The following is a 24,844-nucleotide window of genomic DNA, read 5'->3' on the forward strand; positions in this document are numbered from 1 at the left end:
GTATCAGTAGCCGAAGACGAAGTGGTCGAAGGTGGAGTAGTCGAACTGGCCGTAGGGGTTGGGGTCGGCTGGGGAGATCTGCAACGTGAGCTTGGCCTCACCGGTGATGTCCACCGACCAGGCGATGTTCTCCACGAACCCGTCGACCGTCACCGGCGCGGCCGGCGCCGGCGGCCGCCGGATGACCTTGGCCCGCGAACCCAGGTCCAGGCCGAGCACCGCCGGCCACATCGCCGGGAGGGCCGAGGGGTTGACCGTCAGCGCCGATACCCGGGTGTGCGACGTCTTGTAGCGGTTGACCAGGAAGTTGGCCTGGTCCTGACACTCTTGCGGGTTGCTGGACTGGGACGTGACCTGCCGGTCACGGACTCCGTTGGCCATTTGGGAGGCGAAGTCCTGTCCGGTGAAGATGATGTTGGTGCTGGCCTGCGTAATCTCGGCGAGGTTGGTGACCAGTGTCGGGTCGTAGTCGAAGCCGGGCTGGTCTTCGTACGGCCACTCCCCCGCCGCGGTGTTCTCCCCGAACACCACTGGCGACGGCGGCGGGTTCCAGCGGTGCGAGCGCGGCTCCAGGACCACGGTCCCGGCGGCGTCGCAGTACATGATCCCGCCCTCGGTGTCGGTGACGGCTTGCAACGCAGAGGCCGCGTCGGTGTCGACCAGATCGGTGGCCGCCATCAGGGAGGCGGTGTCGCCGTCGAAGCGGGCCGGCCCCATCCACGCGGCCGCGGACAGGATTTTGCCGAACCGCACGTACGCTGGATCACCCGCCCAGCCGGTTCGCCACGCGTCGTAGATGGCTTCAAACTGGCCGGTGTCGATGACCCCGGCCCACTCGATCGCCAGCGCTACGTCACCGGAGAAGTTGTATTCGAGACCGTTGTAGTTCGCGGCACCGATTAGGTCCTGTCCATACCCTCCGGCCGGGGGGATGAAGGCAGGTGTGACGGCGGTCGCGAATCCGGTGTTGTCGAAGCCGCCGCTGCACTGCGTACCGTCGGCGGTGAGCGCGATGTAGGCCAGGTGCCAGTTGCCGATCCCGGCCTGGCCGATAGAGCGGATCCCCGCGGAGCCCTGATTATACGGGCCCTGATACACCGCCGAGACCGACAGGTCCGGGTTCACCCACAACCCGACCGCAGTGGTCTGAGGGCCCTTCCAGCTCGCCAGCCAGATCGCCGACTGCACCTTCGGAGCCGCCAGCACCCGAAACGCGATCATGCGGGTGAAGCCTTGGCTGCCGGGGCCGTAGACGCCGGCACGGCTCGGCGGCAGCTGGATGTACGACATGTTGCGCGGCAGGTCGTAGTCGCCCACCCCGGTCGGGGCGGTGGAGGCGATGTTCACCACCGTGGTCCCCACCGGGCATGCGAAGTTCCCAGCCGGCACGGCCGCGGACCGGGTGACCCCGGCGGTGACCGCGCCGCCGCCGTCGATGCCGACCGCGACCTGGGCCGGATCCCGCTGCCCGGTCGCGTCCAGAAACACCCCGCCGGCCTGGTCGTCCAGCATGTACGCGAACGTCGGCAGCGGAGCGCCTGGCGTGCGGAACGCCGCGGCGGTGAACGGATCGGTGAGCTTCGACTGCGACAACAGCGCCAGCGCGTCGACCGCGATCGCCTGAACCTGACCCAGCGTCCCCTGCTGCCGCCACGTCTGCGGATACCGCTCGATTCCGCCGGTGAACAAGTCAAACCAGGTCCCTGGGAGCTGGAAGGCGGTGGTGCCGCCGTTCTGCTCGAACTGCGCCCCGTCCATCTGGAACGTCCAGGCGGTCGTCGGCCCCGCCTCCAGGACCAGCCCGACAAAGGCGCCAGCCGCACCGGACGGAGCCGTGGCCGCCACCCCCGCGAACGTCCACCCAGCCGCAGCCGAACCGGTGAGCCTCACCGTCGAGCCCGTAACCGTGGAAATCAAGTTCCCGGCGGCGTCCTGCCACCGTATGTACGGGGCAACCACCGGATTGGCCCCGACCGTCACCGAACAGGCCCGCACCGAGAACGCATACGGCAGGCCAGCTCCGACAGCGATAGGCAGCGGCCCTATCTTGGCCACCGAGCTTCCTGCGGTTGCGGCAGCTGGGACCTGCGCCTGCCATACCTGCGTGCCCTGCCACGCCGATGCCGAAGCGGACACCATCTCCTGGCCGTATATGCCAATGACCCCGAAAGCGGTGCCGGCCGTGCCCACAGCCAGCGGGGTGCCCTCCCCGCCGGTGGCCTGATCGATCGTGAGCAGGTTCGCACTCGGCGGCCACTGCGCCCCGATCCGGAACGGCTGATACGGCACCACCTGCCCAGCCACCGCCGAGCCGGTGTTGCCCGGATCGAACAGGCCGTCCCGGTTGTCCAAGACACCCGACCACGTTCCGGCAGTGAATTGGTCCAGCTCGTACTGCCGGCCGCGAGCGATCGTCCAGGACCCGATCAGTCGCGAGGTCACATCCAGCCACGGCAACAGGTCGTAGGAAGCCGCCGACGGACCGTAGCCGATGTGGCCGTTCGGCGACCACAACGCTTGCAACCGGGGCCAGTTGGGGTTCGCTGGCATCGCCGCCACTCCATGATGTTCAGTTGTTTACAGAGCCGCACGGAGCAGAGATTCCGTGTCGTTGCCGGCAGGTGCAGATGCCGACGGCTACGGTCCGGCGCATGACTGAACTGCAAGATCGGCTGCCGGTTCCCCGGTTAGTCAGCGAAGACTTACAGACCGCAGAGCTGATGTGCTTCCGCCGCTCGCCGGATCCGTTTCTGGCCCTGCACGGTTGGACGAGGGCGACAGCGGAGGACATCGACGCCATCGACTGGGTTGAGTTCGACTACTGGGAGGTGAACCCGATCGACCTGCCTCTGCTGACCCAGGTGCGGGAGTCAAACGACCGCGCGTATAAGGCGTTGGAGAAGTTGGTGCAGCAGTTCCGAGCGTCCATCAACCGGCGGTGGGGTGATCAGGCACGATGCTTAGTACCGATCGGCGACACCGGGCAGCTGTGGCTTGCACTGGACAAGGGCTGGATCCTGCTGCTGACCGCAATCGTCGACTTCACTGATCCGCCCTGGCCGGCGATGCACATCGTCCGGTGCTTTCTGCCAGACGACCGCTGGTATGCCCGATGGAAGATGACGGACAACTCACTGTGGCCGCCGCGACCCGACGAGGACGACGCTGTCGGCTAGGAGCCGCGTTTGCGAGCGGCTGAGGCCGGCACATAGGTGTTGGAATTCCGCAGCCCGAACCGGGTCATGGCGGTGATCACCGCCTGCTGCACCGCGACCTCAGTGGACAGCATCGCCCCCTGCACAGTGACCGGCACCACGATCGTCGTACCAGCGCCGGTACCGCCACCGGAAGCCAAAGCGGGAAGCGCGCCGCCGCGAGGAGCGGTGAGCATGGCCAGGGCACGGGGGTCGATCGGTGCACGACCGGCGAGCATGTCCTTGGACAGGACGTACTCCCCGGCGTGCACCATCGCCGGGACGGCTTGGCCGGCGGCGCCGGGAACCCAGCCGCCGTCGTCGTAGGTGAGGATGGCGCCCTTACCGCCGGACTTGATGAACGCCCCGGTCTGGTCCTGGATCTGGTTGATCTTGTTGAGGGCGTTGTCCAGGTCGCTGGAGTCCATGTGGAACTTGGTGTCCAACTCCGGCGGGATGAGCTGGTACTGCTTGAGAAGGTCGTCGACCTGGTCTTTGGACAGCCCGGCCTTGACCGCTACCTGTTCGAGCTGCACGACCTGATCGGCCATGACCTTGTTCGCCGCGGCGATGTCGCCGCCCGCGTCGAGCTCCTTGGAGTGCATGTCCAGGATGGCGTTGGCCATGTCGGCGATGGCCTGCCGGTTGGCGATCGCCGCATCCGAGTTGGATCGGATGTCGGTGGCCGAGCCCTTGAAGCTCGACGCGTTGTTCTGGAGAGTCTGGTTCAGGTCGTTGAACTGCTTCTGGAGGGCGTCGACCGAGGTGTTCTTGCTGATGGTGTCCGACATGGCCTGGTATTGAGCCTTGGCGCGGTCAGTGGTGTCCGACAGCTTCTTCAGCGAGTCGTCCAGGCCGCTGTTGGCTGTAGCAGCCTGGTTGGTGGTGCCGATCCCCAGCGCCTGCTCCGCGTCGATCTTGGCCAGTGCGGCGTAGTACTGGGGGAAGTCCTTCTCGGCGTTGATCAGTGCCTCGTGATTGGTGCCGACCACCGAACGGATCTGGTCGATCAGTTCAGCCGCGCGGTCAGCGTGACCGGAGGAAACCAGCCCGGCCATGGCGGCGTCGTAGGACTTCAGGGTGGCGCCGTCGGTACCGTACTGCTGGTTCAACTTGCCCAGGATCACGCCCATCCGGGCCATCGGGTCCATCGCGGCTGGAATCACGGCCTTGAGCTCGTTGAGCCCGTTGACCATGTCGATCATGTTCTCGCCGTCAAACTTGTCCTTGACGTGCGAGGCGGTGTTCTCCCAGGCGTCGAACGCCCGCAGATCCACCGCCGCCTGACCAAGGTCGGCGGAGACATCGGACATGCCGGCCCGGCTGCGCGCCATCGCCGCAGTGAACTGGTCGACGCTCACCGAAGCGGTCTTCGCATCATCGGAGGTGGACAGCAAAGTGGTGCCGAGCAGCGCGATCCCTGCGACCACGCCGCCGATGATGGGCAGGCCCGCGCCGAGCCCGCCCATCAGGCCGGCCCCGGCGGTCTCGACGGCCCCGGCGTCGGCGGACATCGCCGCCGTCGAGGCAGTCATCCGGCCCTCAGCCGCGGCAACGTCCACAGCGGCTTGCTCAGCTGCCGCGGCAGCCTCCGCAGCGTCGGTCTCAGCCACCTTGGCGTAGACGCCGAACTTCTCTGCGGACACCAGCGCGGCCTCGGCATCGGCCTGCATCGACTGGCGGGTAGCCAGCGACACACCCTCCGATGACTGGAGCGCCCGCATCATGAACGCGGCCTTCTCCGCAGCGGCGTCGGCTTCTACCTGGGAGGTCTCCAGGGTCTGCCGGGCCAGCTCCTGCTGTGCGTTCGTTGCGACCTGGGCAGCTCGGGCTTGCGCGATCAGCGCCGGGTCGAAGGAGCCGGTGGCGATCGCCGCGTAGCGGACCATCGCGTCGGCACCTTCGGAGACACCACGGTAGGCGGTGCCGAACGCGCCGGCCACGGTGGATCCGATGGCACCGGCGCTGCGACCGAACGCCGACCACGTGGCGCCGACACCGGAGATGGCGTCCCCGATCTGGCCAGCCTGCCGCAACGGGAAGCTGATGATCGCAGTGGCCATGTCCCCGATGAAGGTGAGGGTGCGAAGGCCAGCGAGTATCGCCCACTTCACCGCCAGAGCGCCCAGCACACCCTCGATGAAGAACTGGAATTCGCCCTGGTGGTCGCTGACCAGGTTCGCGAACCACTCGATGCCGGGCCCGACGATGTCGACCAGGGTGTGTGCCCCGGCCAGCAGATCGCGACCGACGGTGCCGGCCACCGACTGCCCGATGCTCAGCAGGATCGGCAGCACCACCGCGGCGGCGGCGCGGGTCTCGGTGGCAAAGTCGGCGATGTCCTGGCCGACTTCGCGGACGCCCTCGCCAGCGGTGCGCCAGTTGGAGGTGTCTTCGGTATCAGCTAGCGGCGCACCGGTGTGCGTGTTCAGGTCGCCGGGGGCGAACGGGTTGGCGGTGTCCTTGCCGGGGCTGCCAGCTGGTGCGCCGGTGAGGCCGCCCCAGAACTTCTTCCAGGCTGCGGCGCCGTTGGTCTCCAGCCAGGACAGCCCGGCGGAGATCTTCGGCACCATGTAGTCCCCGACTTCGATGCCCACGTTGTGGAATCGGGCTCCGATCACGTCCAGCTGCTGGCGCAGCGTGGCTGAGGTGCGGGTCCATGCCTGATTCCACGCGTCACCGTTGGCCTGCGTGGTGACCTGGTTGTATTTGACCTGGAGCTGGTCGAGCTGGGTGGTGAGCTCCGCGACGCCCCGGAAGGACTTGCCGCCACCGAACAGCTTGGTCAGCAAGCTGTTTTGCGCGTCTTCGCTCATCCCGTGCTCGGACATCGCCGTACGCAGGTGGCTCAGCGCGACGTAGACACCATCGGGCTTTTGAAGATCGTCGGCCAGCTGGTTGACGGTCAGCCCGCTGGTCTTCAAGACATCGTTGAACGCCGCCTGCGTGGACATGGCATCGGAGGTCGACAGGCCCAACTCGCTGGTGAACTTGGCGGCCTGCTTGGACTGCCCGACCATCATCGCCAGCATCATCGACAGCCGAGTACCGGCCGTGGACGCCGAGTCGCCCCGGTCGGTAAGGAAGTCCAATGCCGCGCCGGCCGACATCAGCGACACATGCAGGGTCGCCGCGGTCGGCTCCCAAGACTTCACCGATGCGTTGAAGTCGCTGAACCGCATCATGCCCTGACCGACGATGGCGTTGATCTCGGCCATCGCCTTGGCCGGGTCCCGCAGCTGGTCGCCGTAGCCGCGCATCACCGAGGTCAGCGCGACCGTGGTGTCCGACAGGTCGGCGCCGGAAATTTTGGCGGCCTTCTCCGACTCCGCGACGATATCAAGAGCCTGTGACAGTCCCAGGCCCGCCGAGACCGGGTAGTACAAGGCGGCGGCGACCTGGTCCCCGGCGAACCCGGCCTGATCGCCCAACTCCAGCAGCTTCTGGTTGAGGCCATCGGCCGTCAGGTGCGCGCTGGACAACTGCTTGGCGTCCAGGCCCGCCTGCGTATACAGACGGGTGACCTGAGTCTGAAAATCGGTGGCCCACTTCACCGACTCCGCAGCCGAGGCGACCACCGCGACCCCGACGGCCTCCGCAGCGACCTTGACCGCGCCGAACCCGGCGGCGGTCTGGACGTTCGACTCGCGGATCGCATCAGCGTTCGCCTTCTGGAGCGCGGTGAACCGCTCGCCGTTGACCGCGGCGTCAGCCAGGGCCGCGTTGTACGGCGAGACGATCGCGCCGATGCGGACCGCGAAGTCCGCGATGACATCGGCCACCGCGGCCTCCCGGGCTGCTCAATATTCAGTTATGTGTGATCGTTCAGCGGAACCCCCACGGGTGGCCGTTGCCCTTGCCCATCCACTGGGTGAAACGGAACCCGCCCAGATCCCGGTGCAGCGCCGTCGCATCACGAACCGCCCGCTTCAGGAACGGGTGGTCCTGCTCGTGCTCCAGGTACCCGCCGTACAGCGAGGCCTCGCGGTGGGTGCCGTAGGAGGTGGTGAACCCCGGGCGCGGACCGATCAGCACCGAGTAGGTGCCGTAGTCCCCCGGCTTGGGCTCCTCGTGACCGATCGAGGACCGCAGGTTCCCCGACCGCAGCGCCGGCGGCTCCCCGCGCGGCGACGTCGACGCACCGAGCACATCGGCCCGGTAGGTCAGCAGCAACTCCCGGGCCCGCGCCACCGAGAGGTCAGCCAGGGTGTTCATCATCGACGCGGTCTCGGCCGCGCCCTCTTCGACCATCGAGGTGAACAGCTGGGTGAACAGACCCGGCTCCAGGATCTCCGGCATGACGCACGGCTCCTCTCCCGGGTCGGTCAGCTGTCGCGCTCGCGGCGCTCGGTCTCCGCGGTGCGGCGGGCACAGATCAGATCCCAGGTGAACCGGCGCACATACCAGGGGGTTTCCTGGAGCTGGTGCCAGGTCCAGCCCATCTCACGCATGACCTCGAAGTCGACCAGTTCCTCCGGCGGCGCGCCGGAGTTCCACGTGCCCTCGTAGATGGATTCGGCGGGCAGCAGGACCTCTTCGAAGTAGGGGTCTAGCCCGCTGGGGTAGGGTCCGGCGACAGCGCCTTGGACAGCGCGGTGCGGATCTCCACCGGCAGCTTGGCCACCAGCTCGGGGGTGGCCGGCAGCGGCAGCGGCGCCTGGTCGGCGGCATCGTCGAACGCGTCGTAGACGTGCCAGTCGGTGACCATGCGGGCGATCACCTCGCGGGAGAACCGCGCAGGGTCGGCCTGCTCGCCGCCGTCGGCGCCCTCCGGGCCGGTGAGCGTCTCCAGCGGCACCGTCTTGCGGTTGCGCAGCACGACGTAGACCTGATCGCCGGGCTCGGACAGCTCCGGGAACTCGACGCGGACGGTTCGGTTGGCATAGCCGGGCACGGCTGCCCCCTTCAATATTCAGTTGTTGAGATCACGCCGACAGCCTGCGGCGGGCGGCATTGGAGGATCGACACTCCAGGGGACTCAGTATCTAGACTGAGTCCCCTGGAGTGTCTGGACAGAAGACAGTACAAAGGAATAGCCTTGCCGCAAGGGGTCGTTGGGGCCCCAGGAAAGGCGGATGTGATGAGCCCTCAAGACAGCGGGCGGGAGTTCGTCTCTGTGCCGGTACCGGCGGAGCACGTGATGGACGTGTACGCCTTCCTCGCGCGGCTCGGAGCCGACCAGACAAAGGTGAGCGCCAACGCGGCTCGCCGCTACGACGCCTGGACCGTGGAGGAACTGGCCCGGCTGGCCGCCACTGACCTGCCGTCGATCAAGACGATCGCGGAGGTCATGAACCATCTGGCCGCAGCGCCGGGGAAGAAGTACCCGATGGCCGGCCTGGTCTCGATGGTCGCGGTCGAACGGAACCAACTCCAGGGGCGCCTGTCGGCGCTGAGCCGACACCTCAACGCCCACTACGAGGGCATCGGGTGGCCGTTCGACTGGAGCGAGGACAGCAACGGCGAGTTCCACTACTGGATGGATGACGAGATCGCTGCGAAGTGGAAGCAGGCGCGCGCCTGACCGCAGCCCAGTCTGACGGCCACCGCCACTCGACGGCGGTGGCCGTCAGTACGCGGTCTGGACGAAGTTCTTCACGGTGGCCTGGATGACGCCGCCGCCGTCGGCGGCGTTGGCGATCCCGGACAGCGAGAACGAAGCCGCGGCGTAGGGGCCGGACAGGTCGCGGGCGCCCTTGTAGAACCCAGACTGGGACATCGTCAGCCCGAAGGTGGCGCCGCCGAACGGCAGCGGCTGGGTAAGGGTGGAGACGGCCGGGCCCTGGATGTACTGCTGGTACAGGTTCAGGTCGGCCATGTTCTCGAAGATCGCCTTGTAAGAGCCGTCGGCCTCCATGGGGCCGGCGAAGATCTCCCGCGGGGCCTGCTGCCCGGTGGACAGGTGCAGTGCCTCGGTGGCGCGCTTCAATGTCAGGTCCAGGCTGATGCCTCGGGTAGAGGCGGCGCCGGCGTTGCTCATCTGCCACTGCCAACCCAGCATCGGCGGCAGCGACGTGTACGGCTGGGCCATCGGTGTCTGCGGCGCCGAGGGGTAGGACAGCATCTTGATGCTCAGCGTCACCGCGGACTTCGGGTCGATCTTGATCTGCATGTCGGAGATCGCCGCCGAGGAGAACCCCAGCGTGCCGATGGTGTCGAACACGGTCAGGCTGAAGGTGCTGCGCTGGAACGCGGACTGCTTGAACAGGTGGACGGCCTGCGAGACCACCGTGGCGCCGACGGCGTGGGCCTTGGCCAGGCCGGCGCCGGTACCGGTGGAGGTGAGCGGGACCGTGTAGGGGCCGGTGCCGGTGGGCACGCCGGTGATGGCGTACTCGATGTTGGCGCCGGTGTCGATGGCGATGGTGGAGCCGACCGGGATGGAGGCGGCCAGGGGGATCGAGTTCGCCCCGACGGCGGTCCCGGTTCCGGCGACGGTGGTGGCGATGCCGGGGGTGACGGTGTCCGGGCCGATCATGCCGCGCAGGAACATCCCGACGATGTCGGGGTAGCACATGCACTCGATGTCCCAGGTGGCATCGACAGAGCCCTGATACATGCCGTGCAGGATCGAGTCGTCGCCTCGGACCGACTCGTCCTTGAGTTGCGCGTACACGTCCTCGAAGGTGGCCTTGGTGAACGGCACGGCCATGGTCGGCGCGAGGTACTGCCCGAGGGCGAGTTCGCGGGCGATGCCCAAGGTGGAGGCGCGGGAGAGCTGCGTCATGCCGCAGCCCCCTCAGCCGGCGTGGTCTTCGCCGAAGGCCGAGCCGCCTCGGCCTCAGCCGTATTGGCCGGTGGCTTCTTGGCCGGGCGGTCGGGAGCCAGCGGCTCGAACCCGGCGATCGGGATCGGCCACTCCAGTGCCTCTCCGGGCCCGACCGCGACGGCCGAATACAGTTCGCCGTTCTCGGCGCGGTGCTCGGGCAGCTGCACGGTGTGCGAGTGGGGGTTGCGGTAGCGCACGCGCCGCCTCCGGTATGAAGTTGTGGATGTTCAGGTGGTCCTCGAAGCGGGCGCGCGACGAGGCCGATGGTGAGGAGTGATGAGGTGGCGAACGACGTCCGTGGGCCGGCGCCGAGTCCGTGCACGACGTGCCCGTATCGGCGGGACGTGGCCTCGGGAGTGTGGGACGAGGTGGAGTACGAGAAGCTGCGCGGTTACGACGCACCGACCTGGGGGCAGCCGCAGAAGGTCTGGATCTGCCACTCCTCGGCGACGCCGACGACCGAGCAGCGGCTGTGTGCCGGGTGGTGCGGCTGCCACGATGGCGAGCATCTGTTGGCTCTGCGGGTCGCCGCAGCCCATGAGACGCTGGCGCCGGAGGTGATCGAAGCGGCCATCGAATACGTGTCCCCGGTGCCGCTTTTCGACAGCGGGAACGAGGCCGCGGACCACGGCATGGCCGACTTCCACTGGCCCGGCCGGGCAGCGATCGAGGCGACCGCCAAAATCCGGCGCCTCAGGGAGCGTTCCTGAACCGTCAGGCGAAGAGTTCGAAATCGTCGACGGTGTACGTGATGGTGGCTTTGAAGATCCCCAGGTTCACGGTCTCGGACGCGGGGGTGAAGGCGACGGTCACCGCGCCGGGGTGTTCGCCGGCGGACAGGAACCGGCCACCGTGGGAGTGGTCGTGCGGGAACCCGCGGATCCGGCCCAGCACCTGCTCGACCGCATCGTCCAGGTTCTGCTGGTCGAGCTCGGCACTACCGCCGGTATTGTTCAGCGGCCACAGAGCGTGCAGCACCATCCGGTGCCGGGCCATGATCCGGATGTGCGCGGTGCGCTCCTCCGCGGTCTGCGTACGGGTCACGTACAGACTGGTCTTCATCGTAGCCGGCGTCCGCGGCCAGTAGCCGGAGACAACGCCGAACGGCCCGCCCGCGCTGGCATTCAGCGCGGGCAGCCCGTCGCCGGAGGTGTTCAGCCACTCGGTCTCACGGGACACCACGTCGGCGGTGGAGGGCATCTGATCATCCCCAACCGCCGGAGTTGAATGTGGAGTTGTCGCCGTCGCGAGCCACCAGGTACGCGATGATCTTCTGCTTCTTGTCCGGATCCATATGGGCCCAGCGGGCCTTGAGTTTGGCGCGCTGCTTGGCCTGCCACTGCTTGGACATGTGGGACCACTTCGGGTGGATCCAGCGGCCGGTCTTTTGGTAGTTCTTCCAGATCAGATACAAGATGACCTTGTCCCGCTTCTGCGGGTCCATCTTGATCCAGCGGGCCCGCAGCTTCGCCCGCTGCGCCGCCTGCCAGGCTGGTGACATCCGCGACCACTTCGGGTGTGTCCAGATGCCGGTGGCCTGGAAGCGCTTGTACGCCAGGTACTCGATGACCTTGTCCCGCTTGACCGGGTCCATCCGCGTCCAGCGCAGTCTCAGCTGTTCCCGCAGCCGGGCCTGGTGTGCCGGCGACATGGTCGACCACTTCCGGTGGATCCAGACACCGGTCTTCTGGTACCGCTGCCATGCCAGGAACCCGAGGATCTTGTCTTTCTGGTCCAGGCTCATCCGGTCCCAGCGCTCGCGGGCGGCCTTGGCCATCGCTGCCTTCTGCGACGCGGTCAGGTGCTCGCCCTTGAAGTGCATCCACTGCCCGCTGGACAGGAAATGCTGGTACCGCAGCCAGTTGAGGATCCGCATCTTCTGCTCGGCCGACATCGTCAGCCACCTGGCCTTGCCCCGCGCCGAAGCAGCGATACGTGCCGAGGCAGACAGGTGCAGGTGCCGACCGCGCTGCCGCGCCGACATCCGCGCCCTGGCTGCGGCCGACATGTGGTGGTGCCTGGTGGTGGCGCGGTGGATGTGGCGTTGGCGGTGCCCGACCCGGCGCACCGTGTTCCGGTGATGCCGGTGCGCATGCCCGCGGCGCCGGTGTTTGTGTCTGGTGACGTGCCGGCCGCGGTGATGCAGATGGTTGGAGTAGCCGCGCCGCACCCGCCGTTTGCGGCTGGGGAGTTGGTAGGCCGGGCGGGCCTTGCGGGCATAGCGGGAGTGCACCGACCGCGGCGGGGTACGCCGGCGGCGACGACCGGCCATCAGGCGGGCCTGACGTAGGAGGCCAGGATCTCCGCGGCCTGCGCCTTCAACTCGTCCGCGTCGTGCGCGGTCGAACCCGGGCGCAGCTCGGTGACCGCCAAGTGCGCGGCCATGTACCGGCACGCCCGCGACAGGGAAGCCGGCACCGTGTTGGTGTAGCCGCCGGAGTAGGTGACACGGATCAGCGACCCCGTCGGAAGATAGGTCCCCAGCGGGAACCACAAGTGACCGGTGTCCGGCTCCGGCCCGACCAGCCTGGCCGGGTCGATCAGCTGCGACCCGCCGAACGACCGCAGAATCAGAACGCTGATGCTGCTGTAGGACCACATCTCCGGGTACCGCGGCGCGTACTGCTCCAGGTATACGTGCCGCACCAGCGACGTCGTGCCGAGGGCGGCGGCGTAGGAGGCGCCGACCACACCCTGCGGGTCGATGGGGATGCCGCCGGCGTCTCCGTACTCGTCGGGGTCGATCCCGGCCGCCCGGTGCGACTCGATGATTCCGGTGAACGGCGCCAGACGCCGGTCGCACTCGTCCTCGCACATCCGCGTGGCATCGGCGAGGAACCCGGCGACCACGTCCGGGGGGAAGTTGACGAAAAGGTCCGCGAACGGCCCACTGACGAGTTGGGCGACGGTAGCCAGTGGGGTGACAGCATCAAGCACCATTCGCCCCACCCGATATTCAGTTATTTATCGACCGATCGCAGCCGTCTGCCTGCGTGCTGTGCAGTTGGTCCTGTGGCTTGGAGAGGTGGACCGGCGCCGCCTTTGGCGCCCGTTCCGCCCTCGGCGGGAGGAGGGTCAGAGTTCTCTGTGTTGTTCACTCCCGGCCGCTGCGGCCACGGCGGCGGCTGCCGCTTCCCAGGCACGGCGAAGGTCCGGATGCTGGTCCTCCCACTGCGGCAGTGTTTGACCGTCGTACGCGCTCCAGTCGCGTGCCTGGCAATACGCCTCGTAGGCGACGCGGCCCAGGTCATCGAATGTCACGGCGGTTTCCCTTCGGCTCGTTGTCTGCTGCGGTTCAGACAGCACGCATTTTGACGGCAGACCTACCCGGAGGGGGAAGCCGCTGGTATGGCTCGGTGGCGCGAGTTGTCAGGAAGTCTTCCGGCGCGTTGATGCCGACTTCGTAGACTCCTTGTCCAGCATGTCTGAGCCTGCATCACTGGCGGCATCATCGGCGCCCTCAACGATCACGAAGCCGCCGTCGGGAATGCGGGCCAGCATCAGGGCGTGCTCGACCGGGACCTCGATCACTGCGCCGTCGCTCGGCCAGGTATGGCCGGCCGAGTCAGCCCCGGCGTGCGCCTTGCGGACGTTGACCATGTCGGGCATCGGATGTGGTACTCCTCGAATCGGGGTGCGGGGGAAGTCGGGGCCCGAGTCGCGCGCCCGGGGGCGGATACGTACGGGTGATCCGAGGTGGGTGGCGCGTCTGAATTCCGTGTCGCGCGGCCGGCAGGCGCACTCACGCATGGGTGAAGAAGAACGGAGTGCCCCGTGGCGCGCCTTCTCCAGGCGGGTTTCCAGGCGCGCCGCGCGCCACGGGACGATCAGGGGTGTGGCCGGGCCCCGGCGCTGTTCGGGGCCCGGCCGGTGCGGTGGCGTGGCGGTTGTTGGTTGGCAGCCTCCCGCACGTTCAAGCCGCGTCGTGGCGGCGCGGACGATCGGGGCCGGGTGAGTGCCCGGGGGTCAGATCGAGACTGCGACGCGGGAGGTGCGGCCGACGAACTTCGCGGCGCGCACGCCGAGCGTGGTGTCGGTGATGAGTGCGTACGGCATGGAGTCCGGGGACGCGGTGGTCGGGTACAGGTCCAGGGGCTTGTACTGCCGCACCCACGGCCGCACCAGGTTCTGCGGGTCGCGGGAGATCAGGTAGATGTTCTCCAGTCCCTGCCCGCCGGGCCCGATGCCGGAGTTGGTGCCGTAGTACTGCGCGGGCTGGATCCCCGGGACCGTGGCGCCGTTGGACGGGACCAGGGCGGTACCGGTGTCGGTGATGGTGGTGGTCGGGATGGCGGTGATGCCGTCGGCGGCCAGGCCCACGGTGGCGTCGACCCAGCCCAGCAGCGTCTCTCCGCCGGCCGCCGTGCCCCGCCACACCTTGTACAGGGTGGGCTGCGCGCCCTCCAGGCCGGTGGGGATCGCGAACGCCAGCGCGACCGATCCGGTGGCGCCGGTGGTGGTCGCCGATACCTCCGCCGATGGGGAGATCTCGCCCTGGCGGGCGATGATCGGGGAGATCCGGTAGAAGTACTGCCCGGCCGCGAGGCTGCCACCGTTGGCGGACGGGGTCGCGGTCACCGTGCCCATGGACAGCGCGCGGGCTTGGAGGAAGCTGGACTTCAAGATCGGGATGTCCCTGTACGCCATCACGTTCAGGCCGGGGGCGACCTCCACCTTGTCCACGAACCGCTGCTGCGGGGTGAGCAGGTTCGCGATCTTCGAGTTGGCGGTGGAGGACATCACCAGTGCCCACGGGGAGTTGCCGGTGGGCTCGGCGGCGTTGGTCTCCACCATGTCGATCATCCGGTCCAACGTGGACAGGTTCAGGCTGGCGCCGTTGGCGTCGATCGCGTTCTGATTCGCCCCGGAGTACTGGGAGATCAACGTGTCCAGGCCGTCGAACTGCGGCCGGGCGCCGTTGGCGGTGCAGCCGGCGCTCGCCCACAGCAGTGCGGTTTCCACGTCCCAGGTCATGCCGCGGATGCTGCCCTTGATTTCTGTCTCACGCAGGTTGACCAGCTGCTGGGTGACCTCCTGGGCGTAGCCGGTAACCGCGCCGACAGTCTGGAAGTGGGCCATCTTGTACTGGTTCTGGATGAACACAGAGTTGGAGACGGGCGAGGCCCCGCCGTCGCTGACCCAGCCACCGCTCGCGGTTTGGGTCCGGGTGTTGAAGTTGTAGACGTCGGTCGGCCACTGGATCGCCGGAATCGCGGTGACCAGTGGGGAGTAGCGGCGCTGGAGCTCGACCAGAACCGGATCGATGACCTTCGGGAGGAACGGGGATGCGCCGGCGGCGTTCAGGGCCTCGCGCAGTTCGGCACTCAAAACAGAACCTCAATGCTTTGATAGTCACGGGTGTGTGACCATCGCTGCCGTGAGGCACCATCCCCGAGTCCGGGGGCGTGGCGGTCTAGGGTCGTGCGGCTACCCGCCGCGGGGTCGTGCGCTAGTTCGTGGTGCCAGGCCTGCGTTCAGGCGCGCGGGACGCGTCCGTTCAGGACGTAGTTCTCCAACTGCGGGAACGCGTAGCGGCTGAATTCCTGCTCGCTGTACTCGTGCAGCGGCTTGTTCGGCCAGCCTTCCGGCAGCCCGTTCTCGTTGAGGGCCGCACCGGGAGGAGCGCCCGGGACAGCGGTCGGCGCGGTCGCGGTCAGGCCCTTGCGCCCGCCGCCGAGCTGCCCGGACTCGACCAGGTCCTGCACGCGGACGGCGACCTGTTCGGAGACCAGGCGCGCGATGCGCTGGTCTTCGGTCTCGGCGACCGGCGCGGGTGCGGCGGCGGCCTGCGCCTGCATCGCAGCGGTCTGGGCCGCCGCGGCCTGTGCCACGGCGGCAGCGCCAGCCGGGCTCTGGACAAGTCCCGCCAGCGCGGCCAACTGGGCGGCGGTCGACGCGGCGGCGGCCTCGGCCACCGGCGCGGCCGGGGCCGTCTCGACCGGTACCGGGGCGGCGGCCGGGGCAGCGGGGGCGATCGCGGCGACCAACTTGCCGATCATGTCGGTCAGCTTGTCGAGCTTGTCCGGCTCAGCGGCGGCCGGGGCCACGGCGGCGGCAGGTACGGTGTCGGCCGGCGCGGAACCGGCGGTCGGGTTTGTCGGCTCCTCGGCCACAGCATCGTCCTCTACGTGTACGGGGTCAGGGGTGTCCGACGCCGGGTTCGGCGCGGTGGAAGGGGCGGGCGGCTCGGGCGCCGCAGTCTCGACAGCAGGCGCGGCCGGTGCAGACTCGGCGCCGGCATCCGGGATGTCGATGTCGGCGTCCAGGTCCGGGTCGATCGCTTTGATCGCCGCGATGGCGCCGGTCATGGCGGCGCGCCCGACTGCATCCAGGTCGTGCGGGTCCAGCTGGTAGCAGGACACCGACACCTGGGTCGGGCCGTTGGTCAGGCAGATCCGGTAGGCGCCGCCGAAGCCTGGGGTTCCGTCGCCCATGTCCTCGACGACGTCGCGGGTCGGTGCCTCGATCAGCCAACCGGCCGCCGGGTCGCTGTAGACGCCGAACTCGGTCAGTGCCTTGGCGGTCCGGCCGCGGACCCGCTTGAGCTGCGCGGCGCTGTACTGCCGGGCGGTGTCGGTCTCGCGTAGCGCGAACCAGGCGGCTTTGGCGTGCTCAAGTGTGTCCAGCGGAAACCGCTTGGCACCGCCGGGCAGGTAGTCACCACGGTCGGCATACGTGACTGGCGCGCGCCCGGCCGCGGCCGGCACCGGTTCCGCGGCGTCGGCGGTCTCGACGAACTCCGCATCAGGCGCAGACTCTACGATCCCGAACTCCACACTGGTCTCCCAGGACTTGCCGGAGTTCGGGGGCGTTGGCGGAACGTTCGGTACGTCGGTAGCGGACACGACCACGGCGTGCGCGCCGGAAACCCCGGGGTTCGCAGTGAAGTCCAGGCCGTCGATCTCCAGATCATCGGCGGTCTCCACCTGCGTACCGTTCTCCGTGGTGGTCTTGCGCGGCGGCGCGGCCCAGCGGCCCCGGATGCTCACCCCGCGCAGCGCCGCCGACGTGTCGGACTCGGACGTGGGCAGCAGTCCAGCGATGGTGGGTCCGTGCCCGGCGTCGGCGATCTCGCCTTCGTAGCGGGCGGCGCCGGTCTCGTCCTGCCAGATACGGGTGACCCGGCCGACGATGCGGGTCGAGTCATCCCCCGCGCCGTGGTGGGTGCGCATGGTGACCGGCGCGTCTCCGCTGTTGATGCGGGTGTTGGCGCGCTCCACCAGGCGGCCGATGTTCTGGCTGGTGTACAGGCGGTTGTTGCGCGAGACACCGGGGGCGATCGCGACACCGGTGATACGCGCCAGCGGCGGCTTGGCCACGCCGGGCTCCTCGATATGAAGTTGTGGTTTGACCTGCGTCTTCGGAACCAACTAGGTGGCGTAGCATGATCGGCTGTGGCCGATGATGACGTTCCCGATGACCTGGTGCAGCTGAAGCGGTCGTTCTGGGCCGCCGACAAGCAGTGCGCGGAGCTGGCTGACCGGCCTGACAGCACGGATCCGGAGGTGCAGGCGGCGATGAATGCCGAGTTGTCTGCGGCCCGTGCCGAACGGTCGAGGATCACGACGGGTCTGTACGCGCACCCATGGTGGGCGACACAGGCCAACCGCTACCAGGCCGACCAGAGGGTGAACGCAGCGGCGAGAGCGCTCGATTCCGCCTGAGCGACTACCGGCCGGTCACGGAGATCTCGATGCCGACCGCCGCAGCGCCAGCTCCGGTCATTGTGACGGTGAGCTGCCCGGTCGCGGGCAGCACCAGTCCGGAGCTGTGCAGGCCGCCGGAAACGGTGTAGGTGCCGGCAGCGGTGATCGCGGCAGTCTTCACCATTGCCGGGATCGTGTTGCCGGCCGGGTCGATGCCGTCCAGCTGCACCGTGATGGCCGGGTTGGTGCCGGACAGGGCACCTGCCGGGACGGTGACGGCCAGCAGCACGTCGGTGCTGGCGGACAGATCGACCCTGCCCGAGGCTACCGATCCAGCGGCGAAGCCCTCGAACCCGTTGACCGCCGAGTTGAACAGCGTTGTGGCATTGGGTGCGTACACCGGGTTGGACACGAGGCGTCCCTTCTCGGCTCAGCCGATCAGCTTGGGCAGGAAACAGGTCACGTCGTCCGCGCGCAGCGGATGGGACGGCAGCATGGACGGCTCCAGCGCCAAAATTTCATCGACTTCGTAGGCCGATTCAGTCCCCCGAGAACTAGTTGATCTTGCATTGTTGCAGGCCTCGGCAGTCGCATGTACGTATTCGACATCACGGGTCGTAATCGTCAATTCTGAAATCCTCCAAGCAGGCCGAGTTTGGCATCCTGACCCTGCTACGCTGTAGCCGTCAACGCATCCTCGCGTCGATCGATCTCCCCGGGGGGTCCATCGAAGAGGAAGGTTGTAGTCATGAAGAGGAAGATCCGCGACAAGCAGATCCGAGTCTTGACGTTGATTATCCAGCTCGCTGGGCTAGGGGTCACCGTCTACTACAAGCAACGTTGACAAGCGACGCCGCCCGCGATTGCATCTCGCGGGCGGCGTCGCCGCTTTTGGACAGCGCCCAGACTCGGCCATGGCGGCTCCGGGATGCCAGTCATGTGGCATATGAACGCCGTGGAAGACGCTGCACGCCCCAGCATTCTTTTCTCCTGCGGCGTTGCCTTTGTCAAGTAATTCTTGTCAGGGAGCCTATCATCAGGTGCCGTCATTGTTATGGGGCAATCCGGATCCCGCAGATCCTGATAGCAAGCCCAAGTGCAGCAGCTCACCGGTACGCCCAGGGCCTCAGTCGCTGACTACAGTCAACGAGTCTACGTCTGCATCGCCGACACTTCGGCGCTTGCCTCAGCATCGGCCAGGGCAGTGAGCGCCTTCGACAAGTCAGCCAGGCCCGCCAGGATCGCCTGCGCCCAGGGTGGCGTGTACTCGGACTCTTCGGTCTGGCCCATGCCGGTGAGTGGTTTGGCCTGGCCGCCGTTGAGGTCGGCGGCGGGGTTGGCGGAGATGGTCGGGTCCTGTGCTGCGACGCCGGGGGCGCGTTTGGCCAGGACCATCGCCTCGGACATGACGGCGATGTCTTTCCACAGGACCAGGTTCTGGCGGTCGACCAGGACCGCGGCGTCGCCGCCGGGCACCGGGGGTTCCCCGATCTCGGCCCTGTATCTGTTCAAGGTCCAGGAGCCGTTGCGCAGTCGGGAGTCGCGGATGTCCTCCACGACGCGGGAGTCCCGCCAGTCGATGTCGCCGAACTTCAACCGCCACCCGTCGATCTTGAAGCCGTTCCTGACCAGGTGGAAGTTCATCTTTTCCAGGACGATCTCGGCGATCGGCGCGCAAGTGTTGACGCGGAAGGTTCTGTCCTGCGCCTCGCCGGTGCCGGCACCCAAGTGGCCTGCCTCGATGACACCGCCCTTCGCCGGTGGGACGCCGTAGACCGCGAGGATTTCGTCGCGCTTCTGGTCCAGGAAGGAGATGGCGTCGACGATTCGGGCCGGGGCCAGTTCCTGGACGTGGGCGCCGCCCTTGGTGATGATCGGGCGGCCGACGTTGTCGGTGCCCAAGTTGCGCTGGGCGTACATCGCATCCCAGCGACGCACGTCAGAGGAGGACATCCCGGCCGGCATGTCCACGTGGACCGTGGGCGGGTTGCCTCTCCTGAAGACCTGCTTGGAATTCCCGGCGGCGAAAAGCCAGCACGTGACAGGCAACATCGCCGCCTGCGTCGGGGACAACCCGAACACCCCGGTCCGCAAGCTGTCGTAGGGGATGTGGATGACCTCGCGTGCCTCGAACTCCGCGCGCTGCCCATACTCGGTGACCTGTACGTATCCGGTGATGAAGCCGTGGGCGTCAGCGATCGGATAGATGCTGGGGCAGTCCAAGTTGTAGATGGCGACCGGCTGATCGCCGACCCACACCAACTCCAGGTAGGCGTCGCCGTAGACGAGCAGGTCGACGATGACGCCGCGCATCACCTGCCGGATGTCGTCGCGCTGGTTGCACCAGGCGAGCATCCGCTCCAGCGCCAAGACGTTCGCTGGCTTGGCTGGCTGGGGCTGGTCGCCCTGTCCGGTGTCGGTGTCCCAGTCGGTGACCAGGCCACCGGCGGTTATGGTGCGGACGATGGCGTTGACGGCGGAGAACGCCCACGGGCAGGCCACGTACGCGTCGTGCAGCGTTTTGAGAGTGGTACGGCGGTCGGCCGGGCCGGATGCGCCGATGCCCTGGTCGTACTCGGTCAACCCGGTGTCGGGGATCCCGTATTCGAAGCCCCTGCGCTCAACCTGTGTTGGCGTGTAGACAATGTCTTTACTTGGGCGGCGGCGCAATGCGGCACGTAGACCCACGGCGTCGCCGCCCGTCTGTATTCAGTTGTGTATTCAGTTGTGTCAGGGCCACCACTGCTGGTCGTGGTCCTGGTCCCCACCGTCGGGGGGAGCGGGCTGCTCCCACCACGGCGAAGGCTCATACTCCGGCAGCCGGTACCCGAAGGCGCCGATCACAGCCGGGACGACCTCGGAGGTCGCGGTATCGAAAATCACGAACTCCGGGCCCGCACCGAGGTTGATCAGCATGTAGCGCAGAGCGTCGGCGGCGTGGTCCTCAGCGTCGGTGTCGATGTCCTCCGGGTCGCCGGTGGTCGCGTGCGGCAACGCCGGCAGCGTGCGGACCAAGTTCTCGCAGACGTCGAAGACGTGCAGCAGCGGGCAGGTCTCCCAGCCGAGCGCCCGGTGGTGCGGACACGCCGGCCCCTCGGCCAGATAGGAACGGACCCGCTGCCACCCGGTGACCCGGGAGCCCTTGCCCTTGCCGGCCGGGGTGAGATGCACCCCATTGGCGGCGTAGACGTCGGCGATCGGCTTGGCGTCGCCGCGGGTCGCCCACATCGCGTCATCGGCATACCGGGCGACGACGACTTCCATCTCCGTCTCGGCCGCGGCGAGCCGCTGCGCCTGCTCGCCCTCGCCGACGCCGGGGCCGTAGTGCTCTCTGTATATATAGACACGGCCGTCCTCATCGACCGCACCCCACAACACGCAGTAGGGCTTGGCGAAGCCCCAGTCGATGCCGTTGTACCGGCGCCAAGACTCGGGGATGGCGATCGGGGCGATGACGTGCCGATCAACCCGGAAGTCGAACGCCTGCCCGGCGAAAGAGTTCCAGTCGCCCTCCAGGAATGCTTTGCGCAACTTGTCCGGCAACGCCTTCAGGTCGTCGACGTACTCGCTGTTCAGGTGCGGGTTGTCGGTAACACCGGAGGGGATGAACCGGACCGTGCGCCCACGCACGTCCTTCACGACACGCTTGCCGTAGTTCGTGGCGTCGACGTAGCGCGTCTTGACCGCCAGGTGCCCGGGGCCACCGGGGTTGGAGCCGGAGCGGATACCCAGCACAGGGATGTCTGCGCGCCCGGAGCGTAGACGGGACTCCAGGAACGCGATCACGTCCGGCGGCGTCAACGTCCGTTCGTCGAAAAGGAGCAGCTGGTACTGGCCGCCTTGGCGACGGGTCGCGTCAAGGATCGTCTCGGCGTAGCGGAACATCACCACGCTCTTGTTCGGGAACCGCAGCTCGAACTCCGAGCCGTTCCACACCCCGCCGAGTGCCTGAGCGTAGGAGTAGTTCGCCAACTCCGCGAGCAGGCTTTCCTTCAGCTCCCCGTACGTTCTCCGAAACGCGCCGAGCCTGATTCCCGGATAGCGGATGCACACCCTGATCCCCTCAGAGATCAGGGCACGCGTTTTCCCCCGCCAGCGCTACCTCCCAGCAACACGTCGAACTCGGTCGCGTCGTGGAACTCCTGTTGCCTGGCGGTGGGGACGTAGTCCAACGCGGCGAAAACATCACGGCCGGCGGCCTCGCGGGCCCTGGCCGCGTCTATCTCTTCTTGGAGCTGCCGCAGCCGGTGCAGCCGTTGGAGCTTTACTGACTCCAGGGTCTCCTGGCTTCGCCGGCCAGCGGGCCGGGTCACCCCGACTCCTCGATCTCACCGCCGACGGCGAGCTGGCGGGTGGCCAACTCGTTCTCCAGCCGCAGGATCTCGGACTCGACCGTGGTCAGCGCGACCACCTGCTGCTGCGGGAACAGCCGGCGGCGGGCCTCCACGATGCGCACCCCCAGCTCCACATGCCGGGGGGATCCGGCCATCGCCTCCTCCCACACCGCGTACAGCAGCTCGTCCAGGCGCAGCTGCTCGATCGCGATGTACTCCTCGGTGGCCGCACTCTGTTCACGTACGTTCGCCGCCAGCGCCCGGCGGATGTCGACGCTGACGTGGTTGGCGCTGCCGTAACCCAGGGCGTTGGCGATGTCCTCCAGGCGGGCGCCGGACACCTTCATCCGTACGGCTTTGGCGCGGCGCTCGGCAACCTGGGCGTGGGTGGCGCGGGCGCGGGACGAGCGCTTGCCGCCGGTCATGTCCGTACCACCACGCCGGGGCAGGTACACGGCGCGGGCCATGGGCAGTTGGCATTGTGGATCACGGCCGCTGCTGGCAGGCCCAGGGCGTGCTGGCTACAGCCGAACACGGCGATGCAGGCGCTGGTCTCACCGTTCGCCAAGGTGATTGCTGTCAGCTCGGCGGGAGTGGCCAGTCGTTGCCACTGGAGCGTGGCCGGGTTAGTGCAGGCCGGTGCGCTGCATCCCCTGACCGGCTGCGGGGTGCCGGTTGGAGACGTGGGAGTCCCAGTCACGTCAGGTCCCTGATTCAGTTGTGTATGAAGTTGTGGTGTGCCGGCCGCCGCATGTGTTCCCGAGGGGGCGGGGTGGGCGTGGGCCTGCCGCTGCGATTAGGGGTTCACGCGGGCATGGCCGCTCGCGCCGAGACATCCGGCGGCCGGCGGTCTGGGAGAACCCGGGGGATCTGGGCTCGCAGTGGGCTTGGTCAGGTAGAGGGTGTGGGTTTCCGAAGCGTGGCCCGGCGCATCCGTCTGCGCTCCTTGTCAGTCAGCCCGCCCCAGACTCCGTCGTGCTCGGGAGTCGCCATCGCGAACTCCAGGCAGGACTCGCGAACTGGGCAGGCAGCACACACGGCCTTCGCCGCCTTCTCCCGGGCAACACGCGCTGCTTTGCGTTCGCCGTAACAGCCGAACCCGGGGTCGGTGCCGAAGAACAAGTCCGGGTCCTCATCGCGGCACGCCCCGTAGGACATCCACGCCGGAAGCTCGCCGATCAGTGCCGCGAGCCGCGGCTGCGCCGTCATCGTCGTCATCGCTTGATCCCTTCCGGACAGCGCAAAGCACCGCCCCGCAGCACGGGGCGAGGTGAACCAGGGAGCCAGACCTCTGCCGGCCGCCGCTCACATGGGAGCCACGGGGGCCAGAACTAGGTGTGGCGGGGATGTCGCCGCGGCCGGTCGGGCCGGGGATAGATGGGCGGTCGTGCGCATCTGAGCACACCGATGCCCGCCGATCAAGAGGGTACGGAGCGCGGAGAACGAGCACAAACGATTCTTCGCAGGTCAGACAAGACGCTGTTAAATCAAGGTCCTTATAAATTGATCTCCAGGGGGTCAAAAATCCCGGGAGCCGGCACCATCCATAAACCCCCTAATAACAAGAAGAAGATCAAATGAGCGTCAGCGATCTTGATTCGCGCTGGTGACAGGGCATATCAGTCCCCTGCCTCGCACGCTCTTTGATCTTGCTTCGGACTCACGGACGGCACTCGGAGCGCTGCACGGGAGTGACGTGGAAGCGGACTCGCGGCGGCGCGCGATAAGCATTCTGAGCTGCAAAGCTTGACGACCTCCATGCTGAAACCTAACGTTCTCCATGCCGCCGGACGGACCGGCGGGGAACGGCAGGACGGAAGGGAGGCGGGACGGTGGAGGAACCGGATACCTCGCCCGAACGGGCGGCGGAACGGAAGGCCGCAACGCTGGCGCGGCTCGCACAAGAGCGGGCGGCCCAGCTGGAGCGGGTGAAGGCACGCACCGCCGGAACCGCAAGCGGGATCCCGGGCAAGACGGCGCACCGGTTCGTGTACTCGACGGACCCGCGCCTTGCGGGTGCGCTGCGGGTCAAGCGGGAGCGCCAGCGGGACGAACGCGCTAACCGCCAGGTGGCGTGGCAACTGTCCGGACCGCGCTTCACCCCGTACAGCGGAGGCAGGCGCAAGCGGGCGGACGCACAGGTGACGGCTGCGGTGCGCACGATCCAACCGGCGCGCGCCGTGCCGATGGCTCCCGCGCCGCAGTCCTTTACACAGGTGATGGACACGGTCGGTGCGGATCGGAAATGGTTCGCCACCGGCGCGAACCAGTAGCCCCATCAGCGTGGCCCGGTGACGGGTCGCCGCGCGAACCCCCCGACCCCCATCGCGGTCGGGTGGCTGGCGCGGCGGTCTGACCGCCGACCCCAAAACTTCACACCCCATGCGCCGTACGCCTCGCCCGGCTATGGACGTCGCCGCCCGCTACCGACGGGAAGGCGTGTTCACGGGTCCGGCATCGGTCGGGAACCCGCCCACGGCTGCCAGACGTGGACGACTAACGATCTCCCCTGTGCTGCGGAGCACCGGGAGACACCACCGCACACCCTCGGGTGTCGGAGGTCATAGAAGGCTGCGCGAGCGAATTCGCGTGTGGATGCAGGGGAGCTAAGCCTCGGAGGGTGACCCCAGCGGCAGACGGTCGGGAGCCGGTCTGTCCACCCTGCTATCCACGGTCCGCGTAAGCGGCCAATAAGGGAATTCCCATCGGTCTGTGCCTGCCCGTTGTAGAGGACGGGCACCGGCCGAGGATGTCCGGCACCGGCCCGTGTGGGACCGGTGAGCCGCCCCGCCACCCATCTCCCGGTGGCGGCGCGGAAGCACGGTGCGAACCCGTGCCCGGATGCGAACCCGCGCCGGACTTGGCGCGGGGATCCCACACAACCGACTGCGGTGCACGCCA

26 protein-coding genes are annotated in these 24,844 nt (G+C 67.8%); 5 read left to right on the forward strand and 21 right to left on the reverse strand.

Annotation, left to right across the window (positions count from 1 at the left end; all coding sequences use genetic code 11):
• Positions 1 to 3 precede the first annotated feature (3 nt).
• On the reverse strand, positions 4 to 2,550 hold the full coding sequence (locus KGQ19_RS04795; protein ID WP_212007830.1) for a hypothetical protein: 2,547 nt from the start codon (positions 2,548 to 2,550) through the stop codon (positions 4 to 6).
• A gap of 77 nt (positions 2,551 to 2,627) precedes the next feature.
• Between KGQ19_RS04795 and KGQ19_RS04800 the strand changes: the two genes are divergently transcribed.
• Positions 2,628 to 3,176, forward strand: coding sequence for a hypothetical protein (locus KGQ19_RS04800; protein WP_212007831.1), 549 nt, complete (start codon positions 2,628 to 2,630; stop codon positions 3,174 to 3,176).
• Here the strand turns inward: KGQ19_RS04800 and KGQ19_RS04805 are convergent.
• The 4 genes from KGQ19_RS04805 to KGQ19_RS04815 all read right to left on the reverse strand — a co-directional run bounded on the left by KGQ19_RS04805 (position 3,173) and on the right by KGQ19_RS04815 (position 8,088).
• Positions 3,173 to 6,976, reverse strand: a complete 3,804-nt coding sequence (locus tag KGQ19_RS04805; RefSeq protein WP_212007832.1) for a phage tail tape measure protein — start codon at positions 6,974 to 6,976, stop codon at positions 3,173 to 3,175. The two genes, KGQ19_RS04800 and KGQ19_RS04805, sit on opposite strands and share 4 nt — an antisense overlap.
• Positions 6,977 to 7,019: 43 nt before the next feature.
• Positions 7,020 to 7,493 (reverse strand): hypothetical protein, encoded by a 474-nt coding sequence (locus KGQ19_RS04810; protein WP_212007833.1) that lies wholly within the window; start codon positions 7,491 to 7,493, stop codon positions 7,020 to 7,022.
• A gap of 26 nt (positions 7,494 to 7,519) precedes the next feature.
• Positions 7,520 to 7,645 (reverse strand): hypothetical protein, encoded by a 126-nt coding sequence (locus tag KGQ19_RS50870; protein WP_268907712.1) that lies wholly within the window; start codon positions 7,643 to 7,645, stop codon positions 7,520 to 7,522.
• Between the two features lie 98 nt (positions 7,646 to 7,743).
• Positions 7,744 to 8,088: a hypothetical protein gene (locus tag KGQ19_RS04815; RefSeq protein ID WP_212007834.1), complete on the reverse strand. Its 345-nt coding sequence runs from the start codon at positions 8,086 to 8,088 to the stop codon at positions 7,744 to 7,746.
• 186 nt (positions 8,089 to 8,274) lie between these two features.
• Here KGQ19_RS04815 and KGQ19_RS04820 point away from each other — a divergent pair, with 186 nt between their 5' ends.
• Entirely contained in the window at positions 8,275 to 8,718 is a 444-nt protein-coding gene (locus KGQ19_RS04820) for a hypothetical protein (RefSeq protein ID WP_212007835.1), read from the forward strand.
• A gap of 45 nt (positions 8,719 to 8,763) precedes the next feature.
• On the opposite strand, the gene KGQ19_RS04825 is transcribed toward KGQ19_RS04820, so the two are convergent.
• Positions 8,764 to 9,921 (reverse strand): phage tail tube protein, encoded by a 1,158-nt coding sequence (locus tag KGQ19_RS04825; RefSeq protein WP_212007836.1) that lies wholly within the window; start codon positions 9,919 to 9,921, stop codon positions 8,764 to 8,766.
• Entirely contained in the window at positions 9,918 to 10,160 is a 243-nt protein-coding gene (locus KGQ19_RS04830; protein ID WP_212007837.1) for a hypothetical protein, read from the reverse strand. The genes KGQ19_RS04825 and KGQ19_RS04830 overlap by 4 nt, the downstream gene beginning before the upstream one ends.
• Before the next feature lie 84 nt (positions 10,161 to 10,244).
• Between KGQ19_RS04830 and KGQ19_RS04835 the strand changes: the two genes are divergently transcribed.
• Positions 10,245 to 10,673, forward strand: a complete 429-nt coding sequence (locus KGQ19_RS04835) for a DUF6283 family protein (protein ID WP_212007838.1) — start codon at positions 10,245 to 10,247, stop codon at positions 10,671 to 10,673.
• Positions 10,674 to 10,677: 4 nt separating this feature from the next.
• Here the strand turns inward: KGQ19_RS04835 and KGQ19_RS04840 are convergent, their stop codons facing one another.
• From KGQ19_RS04840 to KGQ19_RS04870, 7 genes are all read right to left on the reverse strand, one after another.
• On the reverse strand, positions 10,678 to 11,163 hold the full coding sequence (locus tag KGQ19_RS04840; RefSeq protein ID WP_212007839.1) for a hypothetical protein: 486 nt from the start codon (positions 11,161 to 11,163) through the stop codon (positions 10,678 to 10,680).
• Positions 11,164 to 11,167: 4 nt separating this feature from the next.
• Positions 11,168 to 12,235, reverse strand: a complete 1,068-nt coding sequence (locus tag KGQ19_RS04845; protein WP_212007840.1) for a hypothetical protein — start codon at positions 12,233 to 12,235, stop codon at positions 11,168 to 11,170.
• The gene (locus tag KGQ19_RS04850; RefSeq protein WP_212007841.1) at positions 12,235 to 12,903 is read right to left on the reverse strand and encodes a hypothetical protein; all 669 of its coding nucleotides are present in this window, start codon (positions 12,901 to 12,903) and stop codon (positions 12,235 to 12,237) included. Before KGQ19_RS04850 ends, KGQ19_RS04845 begins: the two co-directional genes overlap by 1 nt.
• Positions 12,904 to 13,038: 135 nt before the next feature.
• The gene (locus KGQ19_RS04855; RefSeq protein ID WP_212007842.1) at positions 13,039 to 13,224 is read right to left on the reverse strand and encodes a hypothetical protein; all 186 of its coding nucleotides are present in this window, start codon (positions 13,222 to 13,224) and stop codon (positions 13,039 to 13,041) included.
• 108 nt (positions 13,225 to 13,332) lie between these two features.
• Complete coding sequence (locus KGQ19_RS04860) at positions 13,333 to 13,572, reverse strand: hypothetical protein (protein ID WP_212007843.1); 240 nt, start codon at positions 13,570 to 13,572, stop codon at positions 13,333 to 13,335.
• A gap of 357 nt (positions 13,573 to 13,929) precedes the next feature.
• Positions 13,930 to 15,291, reverse strand: a complete 1,362-nt coding sequence (locus KGQ19_RS04865; RefSeq protein ID WP_212007844.1) for an SU10 major capsid protein — start codon at positions 15,289 to 15,291, stop codon at positions 13,930 to 13,932.
• A gap of 146 nt (positions 15,292 to 15,437) precedes the next feature.
• A complete protein-coding gene (locus tag KGQ19_RS04870; protein WP_212007845.1) occupies positions 15,438 to 17,282 on the reverse strand; it encodes a hypothetical protein in 1,845 nt (614 codons plus the stop codon).
• Between the two features lie 75 nt (positions 17,283 to 17,357).
• Between KGQ19_RS04870 and KGQ19_RS04875 the strand changes: the two genes are divergently transcribed.
• Positions 17,358 to 17,627, forward strand: coding sequence for a DUF8825 domain-containing protein (locus KGQ19_RS04875; protein ID WP_212007846.1), 270 nt, complete (start codon positions 17,358 to 17,360; stop codon positions 17,625 to 17,627).
• A 4-nt stretch (positions 17,628 to 17,631) separates the two neighbouring features.
• Here the strand turns inward: KGQ19_RS04875 and KGQ19_RS04880 are convergent, their stop codons facing one another.
• From KGQ19_RS04880 to KGQ19_RS04910, 7 genes are all read right to left on the reverse strand, one after another.
• Positions 17,632 to 18,021 carry a hypothetical protein gene (locus tag KGQ19_RS04880; protein WP_212007847.1) on the reverse strand — a complete coding sequence of 130 codons (390 nt, stop codon included), beginning with the start codon at positions 18,019 to 18,021 and terminating at the stop codon, positions 17,632 to 17,634.
• Positions 18,022 to 18,039: 18 nt separating this feature from the next.
• Positions 18,040 to 18,237, reverse strand: coding sequence for a hypothetical protein (locus tag KGQ19_RS04885; RefSeq protein ID WP_212007848.1), 198 nt, complete (start codon positions 18,235 to 18,237; stop codon positions 18,040 to 18,042).
• A 524-nt stretch (positions 18,238 to 18,761) separates the two neighbouring features.
• Complete coding sequence (locus KGQ19_RS04890) at positions 18,762 to 20,192, reverse strand: phage portal protein (RefSeq protein ID WP_212007849.1); 1,431 nt, start codon at positions 20,190 to 20,192, stop codon at positions 18,762 to 18,764.
• Positions 20,193 to 20,339: 147 nt separating this feature from the next.
• Positions 20,340 to 21,662 carry a terminase large subunit domain-containing protein gene (locus tag KGQ19_RS04895; protein WP_212007850.1) on the reverse strand — a complete coding sequence of 441 codons (1,323 nt, stop codon included), beginning with the start codon at positions 21,660 to 21,662 and terminating at the stop codon, positions 20,340 to 20,342.
• A 17-nt stretch (positions 21,663 to 21,679) separates the two neighbouring features.
• The gene (locus KGQ19_RS04900) at positions 21,680 to 21,922 is read right to left on the reverse strand and encodes a hypothetical protein (RefSeq protein WP_212007851.1); all 243 of its coding nucleotides are present in this window, start codon (positions 21,920 to 21,922) and stop codon (positions 21,680 to 21,682) included.
• Positions 21,919 to 22,410 carry a hypothetical protein gene (locus KGQ19_RS04905; protein WP_212007852.1) on the reverse strand — a complete coding sequence of 164 codons (492 nt, stop codon included), beginning with the start codon at positions 22,408 to 22,410 and terminating at the stop codon, positions 21,919 to 21,921. The genes KGQ19_RS04900 and KGQ19_RS04905 overlap by 4 nt, the downstream gene beginning before the upstream one ends.
• A 424-nt stretch (positions 22,411 to 22,834) precedes the next feature.
• Positions 22,835 to 23,161: a WhiB family transcriptional regulator gene (locus KGQ19_RS04910; protein WP_307856345.1), complete on the reverse strand. Its 327-nt coding sequence runs from the start codon at positions 23,159 to 23,161 to the stop codon at positions 22,835 to 22,837.
• A 614-nt stretch (positions 23,162 to 23,775) separates the two neighbouring features.
• Here KGQ19_RS04910 and KGQ19_RS04915 point away from each other — a divergent pair.
• Positions 23,776 to 24,216: a hypothetical protein gene (locus tag KGQ19_RS04915; protein WP_212007853.1), complete on the forward strand. Its 441-nt coding sequence runs from the start codon at positions 23,776 to 23,778 to the stop codon at positions 24,214 to 24,216.
• Positions 24,217 to 24,844: the final 628 nt, after the last annotated feature.

This window comes from Catenulispora pinistramenti (assembly GCF_018274385.1).
Lineage (GTDB): Bacteria > Actinomycetota > Actinomycetes > Streptomycetales > Catenulisporaceae > Catenulispora > Catenulispora pinistramenti.